12 protein-coding genes are annotated in these 11,796 nt (G+C 71.6%); 2 read left to right on the top strand and 10 right to left on the bottom strand.

Features of this window, described 5'->3' with window-relative positions; genetic code table 11:
- Positions 1-50: 50 nt before the first annotated feature.
- From G011_RS0107955 to G011_RS0107985, 7 genes are all read right to left on the bottom strand, one after another.
- Positions 51-464, bottom strand: coding sequence for a thiol-disulfide oxidoreductase DCC family protein (locus G011_RS0107955; RefSeq protein ID WP_019608015.1), 414 nt, complete (start codon positions 462-464; stop codon positions 51-53).
- Positions 465-622: 158 nt separating this feature from the next.
- Positions 623-769 (bottom strand): hypothetical protein, encoded by a 147-nt coding sequence (locus G011_RS31660; RefSeq protein WP_155979737.1) that lies wholly within the window; start codon positions 767-769, stop codon positions 623-625.
- 59 nt (positions 770-828) lie between these two features.
- Positions 829-1,935: an ABC transporter ATP-binding protein gene (locus G011_RS0107965; protein WP_019608017.1), complete on the bottom strand. Its 1,107-nt coding sequence runs from the start codon at positions 1,933-1,935 to the stop codon at positions 829-831.
- Positions 1,932-3,047: an ABC transporter ATP-binding protein gene (locus tag G011_RS0107970; protein WP_019608018.1), complete on the bottom strand. Its 1,116-nt coding sequence runs from the start codon at positions 3,045-3,047 to the stop codon at positions 1,932-1,934. Before G011_RS0107970 ends, G011_RS0107965 begins: the two co-directional genes overlap by 4 nt.
- A gap of 1 nt (position 3,048) precedes the next feature.
- Positions 3,049-4,092: an ABC transporter permease gene (locus G011_RS0107975; RefSeq protein WP_019608019.1), complete on the bottom strand. Its 1,044-nt coding sequence runs from the start codon at positions 4,090-4,092 to the stop codon at positions 3,049-3,051.
- Complete coding sequence (locus G011_RS0107980; RefSeq protein WP_013154643.1) at positions 4,092-5,096, bottom strand: ABC transporter permease; 1,005 nt, start codon at positions 5,094-5,096, stop codon at positions 4,092-4,094. Before G011_RS0107980 ends, G011_RS0107975 begins: the two co-directional genes overlap by 1 nt.
- Positions 5,097-5,340: 244 nt before the next feature.
- Positions 5,341-7,008, bottom strand: coding sequence for an ABC transporter substrate-binding protein (locus tag G011_RS0107985; protein WP_019608020.1), 1,668 nt, complete (start codon positions 7,006-7,008; stop codon positions 5,341-5,343).
- 341 nt (positions 7,009-7,349) lie between these two features.
- On the opposite strand from G011_RS0107985, the gene G011_RS0107990 reads away from it, so the two are divergent.
- Positions 7,350-7,757: a hypothetical protein gene (locus tag G011_RS0107990; protein ID WP_019608021.1), complete on the top strand. Its 408-nt coding sequence runs from the start codon at positions 7,350-7,352 to the stop codon at positions 7,755-7,757.
- 144 nt (positions 7,758-7,901) lie between these two features.
- Here the strand turns inward: G011_RS0107990 and G011_RS0107995 are convergent, their stop codons facing one another.
- Positions 7,902-8,432 carry a gluconokinase gene (locus tag G011_RS0107995; RefSeq protein WP_019608022.1) on the bottom strand — a complete coding sequence of 177 codons (531 nt, stop codon included), beginning with the start codon at positions 8,430-8,432 and terminating at the stop codon, positions 7,902-7,904.
- A 137-nt stretch (positions 8,433-8,569) separates the two neighbouring features.
- On the opposite strand from G011_RS0107995, the gene G011_RS0108000 reads away from it, so the two are divergent.
- On the top strand, positions 8,570-9,286 hold the full coding sequence (locus G011_RS0108000) for a FadR/GntR family transcriptional regulator (RefSeq protein WP_013154647.1): 717 nt from the start codon (positions 8,570-8,572) through the stop codon (positions 9,284-9,286).
- A gap of 27 nt (positions 9,287-9,313) precedes the next feature.
- Here G011_RS0108000 and G011_RS0108005 read toward each other — a convergent pair whose 3' ends face one another.
- Positions 9,314-10,690, bottom strand: coding sequence for a GntP family permease (locus G011_RS0108005; protein ID WP_019608023.1), 1,377 nt, complete (start codon positions 10,688-10,690; stop codon positions 9,314-9,316).
- A 221-nt stretch (positions 10,691-10,911) separates the two neighbouring features.
- Positions 10,912-11,787 carry a hypothetical protein gene (locus tag G011_RS0108010; protein ID WP_019608024.1) on the bottom strand — a complete coding sequence of 292 codons (876 nt, stop codon included), beginning with the start codon at positions 11,785-11,787 and terminating at the stop codon, positions 10,912-10,914.
- Positions 11,788-11,796: the final 9 nt, after the last annotated feature.

Below are 11,796 nucleotides of genomic sequence, written 5' to 3' on the forward strand. Positions count from 1 at the left end.
GCCGGCGCGGAGGCGGCCGCCGACCGGCCACCGGTCACGGGGGCGCCGGGTCATCCGTCCTGTGGCGGGGGGCCGAGGCCGCAGGAGGGGGCTCCCCCGGGGAGCGGGATGCGGTGGCGGTTGGCGGCCACCCAGCGGTAGGCGGCCCGGTTGAGCGCGCGCAGCAGCGGAAGGCGCGCCAGGCGGCCCAGCGGCCGGGTGAGCGGGCGCCCGTGCAGCAGGAGTTCGGCGACGGCGTCGCCGCCCGAGAAGCGGCGTCCGTCCGCGTACACGAACCAGGCGCTGGCGTCGGTCTGCTCCGGTGTCAGCCCCGCGGAGTCCAGGTCGAAGTCCTGCCAGGCCACGAAGCGGCTGCGGGCGCGCAGCCGGTCGCGGGCGAAGACCACCGAGCGCTTGCAGAACCCGCAGTCGCGGTCGTACAGGAACGCCCCGGTGCCGGGGACGGTGTCCAGCGAAGGCCTCATGCCGTCATCGTGCCCGCGCGGGGGCGTCCTCTCCCGGTTCCGGCGGAAGTTCTCGCCGCCCGCCGCGCACGGGACACGCCCGTCTGGGGCTTCGCGCCCCTGCGTGAGCGACCGCACAGCCGCCCGCGTGTGCGGCGCCCCGCTGCGCCCCACCCCCTTCAGGGAGCGTCGGTGTCGCGTGCGGCTCGGGCCCGCGCGGTCCGTTCCGCGCGCCGCACACCCAGGAACAGCAGCACCAGGCCCGCGCCCATCGGCGCCAGCATCGCGGTCGCCTGGAGGAGGCACCACGCCTGAGAAGGGGCCACGGTGGTCCGTCACGGCGGGCGGCCGTCCGGATCCCGGACGGCCGCCCCCGCCGGTCGGCTCAACCGGTGCCGTGCACGATGCGCTCGGCCATCTCCTCCCTGGGCTGGATCTCGCCCGAGAGGATCTGCTCGGCGTAGTGGCAGGCCACCCTGTGGGTGCCGCCCTCGGCGGCGTTCCCGACCGGGCGCAGTTCGGGCCGCTCGGTGTCGCACCGCTCCTTCTGCCGCCACGGGCAGCGGGTGTGGAAGCGGCAGCCCTCGGGCGGGTTGGCGGGTGAGGGCAGGTCTCCCGCCAGCAGGATGCGCTCGCGGCTGTCCTCCACCTCCGGGTCGGGGACCGGCACCGCCGACATGAGGGAGCGCGTGTACGGGTGCATCGGCGTCTCGTACAGGTCGTCGCTGGAGGCCTCCTCCACCAGGCCACCCAGGTACATCACCCCGACCACGTCGCTGACGTGGCGGACCACGGCCAGGTCGTGCGCGATGACCAGGTAGGTCAGCCCCAGTTCCTCCTGGAGGCTCTCCAACAGGTTGAGCACCTGGGCCTGGATCGACACGTCCAGCGCCGACACCGGCTCGTCGCAGATGATGAGGTCGGGCTCCAGCACCAGCGCGCGGGCGATGCCGATGCGCTGGCGCTGGCCGCCGGAGAACTCGTGCGGGTAGCGGGTGAGCGCCTTGGCCGACAGGCCCACCCTCTCCAGGGCGTCGACCACGCGCCTGCGCTGGTCCTCGAGGACCAGGGCGCGGCGCTCCCTGCCGCCGGAGGGCCCCTCCCCCGACGCGGGGCCGCCGATCCCGTGGGTCTGCAAGCCCTCCAGCAGGATGGAACCGATGTTCTGCCGGGGGTTGAGGCTGCCCAGCGGGTCCTGGAACACCATCTGGAGGTTCTTGCGCTGGCGGCGCATCGACTCCTCGTCCAGAGCGGCCAGGTCCTGCCCGCCGAAGAGCACCTCGCCCTCGGTGACGTCCACCAGGCGCAGCACCGCGCGGCCCAGGGTGGTCTTGCCGCAGCCGGACTCGCCCACCAGGCCGTAGGTCTGGCCGCTCTCGATCTCCAGGCTGACGCCGTCGACCGCGCGCACGTGGCCGACGGTGCGGTCGAAGAACACCCCCCTCCTGATGGGGAAGTGCACCTTGAGGTCGTTGATCCGCAGCAGGCTCATCCCCGCTCCTCCTCGTCGTCGCCGTCCGGACCGTCCGGGCCGTCCAGCGTGGGCCGGTCGGTCACGTCCGCGTCCCGGATCGGGTTCACGCACCGGTGCACGTGTGCGGCCGCCGGGCCCTCCCCGGATCGGCCGCCCTCCTCCACGCCCGCCGCGGCGCCCACCGCCACGAGCTCCGGCGGCCCCTGGAGGCACTCCATCGTGTAGTGGTCGCAGCGGGGCGCGAACGCGCACCCCTGCGCCCAGGCGATGTTGTCGTTGACCGACCCCCGGATGGGGGTGAGCCGTTCGCCGCGCGGGGCGTCCAGCCGGGGGATGGAGCCCAGCAGTCCGACCGTGTAGGGGTGGGTGGGGTCGGCGAACAGCGGCGCGCGCGGCGCCGTCTCCACCGCCCGTCCCGCGTACAGGACGTTGATGTCGTCGCACAGCCCGGCGACCACGCCCAGGTCGTGCGTGATCATCAGCAGGGCGGTGCCCTCCTCGGTGACCAGGTCCCGGAGCAGCTCCAGGATCTGCGCCTGGATGGTGACGTCCAGGGCGGTGGTGGGCTCGTCGGCGATCATCACGCGGGGGCGGCAGGCCACCGCCATGGCGATGAGCGCGCGCTGGCGCATGCCGCCCGACAGCTGGTGCGGGTACTCGCGCAGCCGCCGCCCGGGGTCGGGGATGCCCACCCGGTCCAGCAGGTCGGCGGCCTCCTTCTCGGCGGCCGAACCGCGCATCCCCCGGTGGCGGCGCAGGATCTCGGTGACCTGGCGGCCGATGGGCACCACGGGGTTGAGGGAGCTGAGCGGGTCCTGGAAGATCATCGCCAGCTGGGAGCCGCGCAGGTCGCGCATCCGTCTCTGCGGCAGCTTCAACAGGTCGACGGGGCCGTCGGGCAGCCGCATGACGGCGCTGCCGCCGACCCGCACCCCCCGGTCGGGGAGCAGACCCATGAGGGCGAGCGAGGTGACGCTCTTGCCGCAGCCGGACTCGCCGACCAGGCCGGTCACCCGGCCCTCCTCCAGGGTGAAGGACACCCCGTCCACGGCCCGCACCTCGTCGGAGCCGCGTCCGCCGAACACCACGGACAGCTCGTCCACCGCCAGCAGCGGCGTGCTGGAACTCATGTCACTTCCTCAGCTTGGGGTCGAGCGCCTCCCGCATCGCCTCACCCAGCAGGGTGAAGCCCAGGGCGGTGACGATGATGGCCAGCGCCGGGTAGACGGCCAGCTGCGGCGCGCTGGACAGGAACCGCTGGGCGTCGGCGAGCATGGTCCCCCATTCGGGGAAGGCCGGGTCCGGGTTGCCCAGACCCAGGTAGGACAGGGCCGCCGCGTCGATGATGGCGGTGGCCAGGGTGAGCGTGGACTGCACGATCACCGGGCCGAGCGAGTTCGGCAGGATGTGCACGAGGGCGATCTTGTGTTTGCGCACGCCCAGCGCGCGGGCGGCCAGCACGTAGTCGCGGTTGCCCTGGGAGAGCATCGCGCCGCGCAGGAGGCGGGCGAAGATGGGGATCTGCGCCACGCCGACCGCGAACATGACCGTGGTCAGGCTGGGGCCGACCAGGGCGGCGATGGTGACCGCGAGCAGCAGGGTGGGCAGCGCCAGCATCATGTCGATGACGCGCATGACGGCGTTGTCCACCTGGCGCCCCCAGCGGCCGCCGAGGACCGCGGCGGCCCCGGCCGCGCCGCCGAGCAGCGCGCCGACGCCGAGGCCGACCAGGGTGGCGACCACGCCGACCAGGAGGGTCTGCCGGGCGCCGATCACCATGCGGGAGAACTGGTCGCGGCCGAGGTTGTCCAGGCCCAGCCAGTTCTCGGCGCGCGGGCCGACGAACACGTTGCGGTTGGGGAAGACCTCGTCGCCCCAGCTCTGCGAGACGGGGTCGTAGGGCGCGATGAGCGGCGAGAACAGCGCCACGACGAGGAACACCACGACGATCACGGCGCCGGTGATGGCCATGGGGCTGCGGCGCATGCGCTCGAAGGCGGTGCGCCAGATGCCCGCGCCGTGTTCGCCCTCCTCGCGCTGGCCCATGAGTTCGGCCAGCCGGTCCACCCTGGCCGCCTTGCGTCCCAGGAGGGGCGTGCGCTGGGCCGCGGTGCCCTCGGGCTCCGGGGCGCCCGCGGGTTCGGACGGGTTGTGGGGGCTCGGTGTCGTCGGCATCACTGGGCCCGCACTCTCGGGTCGAGGAGGCTGTAGGAGATGTCCACCAACAGGTTGATGAACACGTACATGGTCGCGATGAGCAGGATGAACCCGGTCAGGACCGGGTAGTCGCGCCCCTGCGTGGCCGCGTAGACGAACGAGCCGATGCCGGGGAAGGCGAAGACGCTCTCGGTGAGCACCGCCCCGGCGAACAGGCTTCCGGTGAGCAGTCCGACGGAGGTGACCACGGGGAGCATGGCGTTGCGCATCACGTGGCGGGTGCGCACGGTGTTGCGGTGCAGCCCCTTGGCGTTGGCGGTGCGCACGTAGTCCTCGCCGACCACCTCCAGCACGCTGGCGCGGGTCATCCGGACGATCACGGCGAGCGGGATCGAGGCCAGCGCGATCCCGGGCAGCACGAGGTGGAGCAGGGCGTCCCACACCACGTCGAGTTCCCCGGTCCGCAGGCCGTCGAGGACGACGAATCCGCTGAGGTCGGTGCGGATCAGGCCCGGGGAGAGCCGGAAGGCGGAGGGGAACATCCCGAGCCGCTCGGCGAAGACCACCTTCAGGATGAAGGCGAGGAAGAACACCGGCGTGCAGATGCCCAGGAGGGACCCGCCCACGGCCGCGAAGTCCAGCACGGAGCCGCGCCTGCGCGCGGCGAGGTAGCCGAGGGGGACGCCGATGACGACCGCGATCAGCATCGCGGTGACTGACAGTTCGAACGTGGCCGGGAAGCGGGTGAGGAACTCCTCGGTGACCGGCCGTCCGGTGGAGAGCGAGGTCCCGAGGTCGCCCTGGAGGATACGGCGCAGGAAGGCCAGGTACTGAACCGTGATCGGTTCGTCCAGGCCGAGGGAACGGCGCAGCGCGGCGCGCTGTTCGGCCGTCGCGTCGTCGGGGAGGAGGGCGTACTCCGGTCCGCCCGGCAGCCGTTGCAGCCAGACGAACAGCAGGATCGACAGGCCGCCCAGTGTCGGGATCAGCTGGAGGAGACGCCTGACGATGAATCGCAGCACCTTCGCCGCCTTTCGCCAGTGGTGGGAACGATGGACGCGAAGCGTCCCCCGCCGGGTCGCGGCGGGAGTTCGAGCGGGTGGTTGGGACAGGGGCCCGGGCGGCGCGCGTGCGGCGCGCCCCGCCGGGCGGTGCCGCGGCGCGGGGCACGCGGTCCCGGTCGGGCCGGGGACCGCGGGCCCCGGGCAGTGGGCGGGCCCGACCGGTGGCCGGTCGGGCCCTTCCCCTCCCCGCGGAGGAGGGGCACTACTTCCAGGAGGCCTCGGCGAACTGCTCCTGGGTCAGCGGGCTGACGTTGGGCGGGTTGACGTTCGCGGAGAAGGCGATGGACGGCGGGGAGCTGGAGATGGGCAGTCCCGGCAGGATGTCCATGATCTGGTTGTTCAGGTCCTGGTAGGCGGTGACGCGCTCCTCCTGGTCCGGGTTGGTGCTCGCCTCCTCCATGGCCTCGAACAGGTCCTCGTCACGGAAGCCGAACTCGCTGTTGTACTGGGAGAACCAGGTGCCGATGAAGTTGTAGGCGTCGTTGTAGTCGCCGGTCCAGCCGAGCAGGTACAGCGGGCACTCACCGGAGTTGGTGCGCGGCACGTACTCGGTCCACTCGTAGGTGACCGGCTCCACGGTGACGCCGACCGCCTCCAGGTCCGCGGCGATGACGTCGAAGATGTCGCGCGGCGCGGGCATGTAGGGGCGGGTGACGTCGGTCGGGTAGCAGAACTCCAGGGTCAGGTCCTCCTGCCCGGCGTCCGCCAGCATCTCCCTGGCCAGTTCGGGGTCGTACTCGTAGGTCTGCACGTCCGGGGACCAGCCGTCGAGGGTGTCGGGGTGGAACTGGCTCGCGACCTCGCCGCCCTCGGGCAGGATCGTGTCGACGATGCGCTGGCGGTCCACGGCGTGGGCGAGGGCCTGGCGCACCTCCAGGTCGGCGAGCGCCTCGCTGGCCTCCTGCTGGTAGGCCATGTACAGGACGTTGAACACGCCGCGGGTGGGCACCTGGAACCCGGCCTCGGACAGGGGGGCGACGTCGGCGGGGGCGACCAGGTCGTAGCCGTGGATGTCACCCGCCTCCAGGGCCTGGCGGCGGGCGGTCTCGTCGGGGATCGCGCGCAGGATCATCGTCTCGAAGCCCGCGGCCTCGCCCCAGTAGTCGTCGAAGCGCTGGAGGGTCACCTCGGCCTGGTCGTGGTCCCACTCCTGGACGGTGAAGGGCCCGGTGCCCGCGACGGTTCCGGCCGTCTGGGTGTACTCGGGGAGGGTGAAGTTGCCCTCCTCGCCGGTGATCTCGGCGTCGGCGATGGCCTCCAGCGTGCTGGGGCTCATGATGCCGAACGAGGCGAGGCTGAAGCCGCCGGGGAAGATCGAGGAGTACTCGTCGATCGTGATGACCGCGGTCAGCTCGTCGGTGGCCTCGCAGGAGACGTACCGGGACTCGGCGAGGTCCTCGCTCTCGTTCTCCGCGAAGCCGCCGAAGATCGACTGCCAGTAATAGGAGTTGTTCGAGCTCTGGAAACCGCCGGTGAGGTTGTACCAGCGGTCGAAGTTGGCGCAGACCGCCTCGGCGTTGAACTCGTCGCCGTCGTGGAACAGGACTCCGTCGCGCAGGTGGAAGGTCCAGACGGTGCCGTCCTCGGACTGCTCCCAGTCCTCGGCGAGTCCGCCGACGATTTCGGTCCCACCCGATTCGTGTTCGAGAAGGGTTTCGAATACCTGCCTGCTGTAACGGAAGGTCTCACCGTCACTGGTGAGGAAGGGGTCGAGGGTTTTGATGTCGCCCGCGGAGGCGAAGACGAAGGGTTCCGACGCGTCGGTCCCCCCGCCCTCGCGGTTACTCTCGGCGCACGCCGTGGCCACCAGCGTGAGCGCGGCCGCGGAGGCCAGGAGGGCCAGCGGCTTTCGGAAGGGCTTCCTGAACATGGTCCACCTCAGTGCGGGGCCCGGCAGGCCCTGGAACGATTGAGTGGACCCTAGACCGCTCCGAGAGCGACTGTGAAGATAGACAGCTGGGTATTAATACAACCGTTTCCCATCTGTGCCGTGATCCATGAGCGCATTTTCGGATACGAGTTGTCGAACAGATGAACGCACTATCACGTGATACTTCACGGCAACACCCCCGTAACCCCGGGAAAAGAATTTTTCCCGCCATCTGATATCGGATGATCGGATGAAAGGGTGTGTTTTCCGGGACCGCGAACCCGCCCCGGAGCCCGGACACCGGTGTCGGTGGAGGCACCGGGCGGGCCTATGATCTGCCAATGACCACACCGCTTGACGACGCGGCGCTGACCGCGTTCCTCGAGGGCCAGGAGGCCTCCTGGCTGGCCGAACAGCTGATGCTGGTGGCCGACGAGGATCCCATCACCAGGATCCGGCTGACCGCCGCGGCCGGATCCGAGAGTGCCGTGGACGAGGCACGGGCCGCCGTCCTCGCCATCGTCGCGGACCACGTCCCGCAGGAGGCCGCCCAGTCCCCCGACGACGGCGACGCCCTGCACCGGGCGCTGGACCTGCTGGACGACCTGGCCGACTACGGTTTCGAGGATGAGTCGGCCGACATCGCGGACGAGGCCAGGGAGATCTACCTGGGCCGCCACGGGGAGGACGACAGCGACCACCTGGCGCGGCTGCACGCGGCCGCCGACGGCGAGGACGACGAGGAGTAGCGCGGGAGGGGGCCGACGGTGCGCCGTCGGCTCCCTCCCCCCTCGGGCACGCGCGCGACGAGGGCCCGGGCTCCGGCCGCCCCGCCCTCGGGGGCGGTGCGCCGCAGGACGTCGCCGCCGCGCCGCACCGGGGCGGCGCTCCCCTCAGTCCCCGACGACCGGCGCCTTCGCCGGACGCAGGAGCGGCCCCACGTACTCCAGGGCCTGCCCGACGAGGGACTCCACGTCGTCCCTGACGTCGAGTTCGAGGCCGGGCTCGTCCTCCTTCAGCCGTTCGAGGGTGTTGAGCTGCGACTCCAGGAGCGCGGGCGGCATGAAGTGGTCCTGGCGGGCCTCGATCCGCCGCCAGATCACCTCGGCGGAGCCGTGCATGTGCAGGAAGCGCACCCCCGGGGCGGCCTGGCGCAGGACGTCGCGGTAGCTGTGCCTGAGCGCCGAGCAGGCCATGACCGTGGACTGGCCGGCGGCCTCGTGCTCGGCGATCCACCGGGCCAGCTCGTGCAGCCACGGCCAGCGGTCCTCGTCGGTCAGCGGGACGCCCGCCGCCATCTTGTCGATGTTGGCCCGGGGGTGGAAGTCGTCGGCCTCGGCGAAGGGCAGGCCCAGCTGCTTGGCCACACGTTCGGCGACAGTGGTCTTGCCGCTGCCCGAGACCCCCATGAAGACAAAGTGCATGGTTTCTCCGTGTCGTGGTGCCCCTGCGTGGCCGCAAGTGTCACCGTTAATAGTGATATCAATCAATCCGGCTAGGCTTCAGCGTGACCCACGGCCGCATGCGGCCAACCGGACGGCCCCGGAGCACGAGGAGAACGATGGCCACGGACCACCGCACACTGCACAACCGCGTGCTGGCGGTGCTCGGACCCGCCATCGCCGCAGGCGAGTACCGGACCGGCCACACCTTCACCCTCCAGGGTCTGGAGCAGGACTTCGGCGTCTCCCGGACGGTCGCGCGCGAGGCCGTGCGCGTCCTGGAGTCCATGCGGCTGGTGGTCAGCCGCCCCCGCACCGGCATCCGCGTGCGTCCGCGCCGGGACTGGAGCGTCTTCGACCCCCAGCTCATCCGCTGGCGCCTGGCCGGGCCCGGCCGGATGGAGCAGCTGCGCTCGCTCAACGAACTGCGCGCCGCGCTGGAACCGGGCGCCGCGGCCCTGGCCGCCGAGCGCGGCGACGCCGAGGAGCGGGCCCAGCTGGTCGTGGTCGCCGACCAGATGGTCCGCACCGGGCGCGCCGGTGACCTGGAGACCTTCCTGGAGTTGGACGTCACGTTCCACCGCCGCATCCTGGAGCTGTCCGGCAACGAGATGTTCGTCGGCCTGTCCCAGGTGGTGGCGGAGGTCCTGGTCGGACGCACCTCCTACCACCTGATGCCGCGCAACCCGCGCCCGGAGGCGCTGCGGCTGCACAAGGCCGTGGCCCAGGCGATCCGGGACGGCCTCCCCGACGTGGCGGAGGCCGCGATGCGCTCCATCGTCACCGAGGTGTCCGTCGCGCTGGAGGGCGACCGGAGGGCGGAACCCGCGTCCTGAGCGGACGACCGGGTTCCGCCCGCGCGGTCACAGCACCAGGCTGAGTCCGAAGGCGAGCCCGAAGCCGATGAAGCCGATCAGGGTCTCCATGACCGTCCAGGTCTTGAGCGTCGTCTTGACGTCCATACCCAGGAAACGGCCGACCAGCCAGAACCCGGAGTCGTTGACGTGCGACAGGGCGGTGGCGCCGGAGGCGATCGCGATGACGATCAGGGCCAGGTCGATCGAGGAGAGTCCCGAGGTGGCCGCCACGGCCGGGGCGATCAGACCCGCCGCCGTGGTGATGGCGACGGTGGCCGAGCCCTGAGCGACGCGCAGCGCGAGCGCGATGACGAAGGCGGCGACGATCACCGGCAGGCCGGTGGACTCCAGGCTGTCGGCGAGGGCGTCGCCGATGCCGCTGGTGCGCAGCACTCCGCCGAACATGCCGCCCGCGCCGGTGATGAGGATGATGGCGCAGACCGGGCCGAGCGCGCCGCCGACGATCTCCTCCACCCGCTGGCGGGTGAAGCGGCCCGGGCTGAGCACGACCATCGCGAAGAGCACGGTGATGAGCAGCGCGATCGGGGTCTGCCCGAGCAGCTGGAGGATCTGCGCCCACGTGGCCTCGGCGGACACCGCGCCCGTGGAGACGAGCGTGGTCATACCGGTGTTGGCGAAGATCAGCAGCATCGGCAGCAGGAGGACGGCCAGCACGGTCACCAGGCGCGGCGGGTTCTCGTGCTTGACGGTGCCGTCGGACATGATGTCCTCGGGAACCGCCAGCTCCCACTTCCTCCCGGCCCACAGGCCGAACAGGTAGCTGGCCAGGTACCAGGTGGGGATGGCCAGGATGGTGCCGATCAGCAGCACCAGGCCCATGTCCGCCTCGATCTCCACTGCCGCGGTGACCGGGCCGGGGTGCGGGGGCACGAAGGCGTGCATGACCGCGAAGGCTCCCGCGGTGGGCAGCGCGTACATGAGCACGGATCCGCCGACGCGGCGGGCCACGCTGAAGACGATCGGCAGCATGACGATGAGGCCGACGTCGAAGAAGATCGGGAAGCCGAAGAGCAGGGAGGCGACGCCGAGTGCGAGCGGCGCGCGCTTCTCACCGAAGAGCCTGATCAGCGCCCCGGCCAGGACGGCCGCGCCTCCGGTGATCTCCAGCAGGCGGCCGATCATCACGCCGAGCCCGACGAGCAGGGCGACGTTGGCGAGGGTGCTCCCGAAGCCGTCCAGGAGGGTGGGCACCACCCCGGAGACGGGGATGCCGGTGGCCAGGGCAGTCAGGACGCTGACCAGGATGAGCGCCACGAACGCGTGCAGCTTGAGGCGGATGATCAGGAACAGCAGGAGGGCGATGGCTCCCGCAGCGATCCCGAGAAGGGGGCCCGTCCCGTAGACGGGTTCGAAGTTCTCCACGACGGAGCCTTCCGTGGGTGTGCGGTGGTGCTGAGCTGTACGGGAGTACGGCTCCGACCTGCTCTGGGGGCAGGCTCCGAGAATGGTAATACCATTTGTGAGGTTATGTGAACATCCGCGTTCCGTTCTGTTACGCCCGCGAGACCTGCGTCACCGAAAACCCGACCCACCAGCAGCTTCCGGGGCAAAGGTGACATGCGACACACCGGTGCGTTCGGTCGTCACTCCGTGAGCCCGGCGGCCACCGCCAGCCCCACCTCCCTGGACGTGAGGTAGGGCGAGGCGTCGTGCGCCTTCGGCCCGTTGTCCACCGGCAGGTCCGCCACGCCGCCGAACAGCGGGTCGAGCTCCTTGACCAGGGCGACCACGTCGCGCCGGTCGGCCACGTTGGTCCACATGCGCACCGCCGGCGGACGGGTGCCGCGGCCCTTCTCTGGAGAGGGCAGGAGGCGGTCGAAGATCAGCCCCGCGATCCCGAGGGGGGACCCGATCGTCACGAGGTCGAGGAACGGAGCGGAGGCGGAGGCCGGATCGTCGGAGGGGGCCCGGGAGGCGGCGCACAGGGCCTCGTAGGCGACCACGCTGCCGAGCGAGTGCGCGACGACGAGGCGGGTGTCGGGGCCGATCCCGGCGAGGACCCGCCGCTGGGCCGCCGCCCTCACCGCGGGGTCGGTGAGGTAGGCGCGGACCTGCTTGAGGTCGGCGATCATGGCGCGGTCGGCGAGCCCGGCGAAGACGGGGTGGCGGGACAGCGACACCAGGGCGCGCTGTACCCAGGAGGGGGCGCCGAACCGGACCGGTGCCCCCGGTCCGGGCACCGAGGGGTCGGTCCGGGCGGCCTCCTCCCACAGTGCGCGCAACAGGTCCTGTTCCAGGCCCTCCTCGACGTCGGAGGCGTCGTAGGGCGGGAGTCCGACCGCGCGGTGCCCGGCGGGCCGGAAGAGGTCGCCGTAGAAGGCCATGGCGACGTCGTCCGGAGCGAGGCGGGCCCCGGCCAGGGCCGCGCCGTCGGTGAGCGCGGGGCGCCACTGGGAGAGCAGGGTCTCGGCGCCCTTGAACTGCTGGGCGATGCCGTGGACGCAGAGGATCCTGGCCACGCGGCCTCC

It is taken from the genome of Nocardiopsis sp. CNS-639 (genome assembly GCF_000381685.1).
Classification (GTDB): Bacteria; Actinomycetota; Actinomycetes; order Streptosporangiales; family Streptosporangiaceae; genus Nocardiopsis; species Nocardiopsis dassonvillei.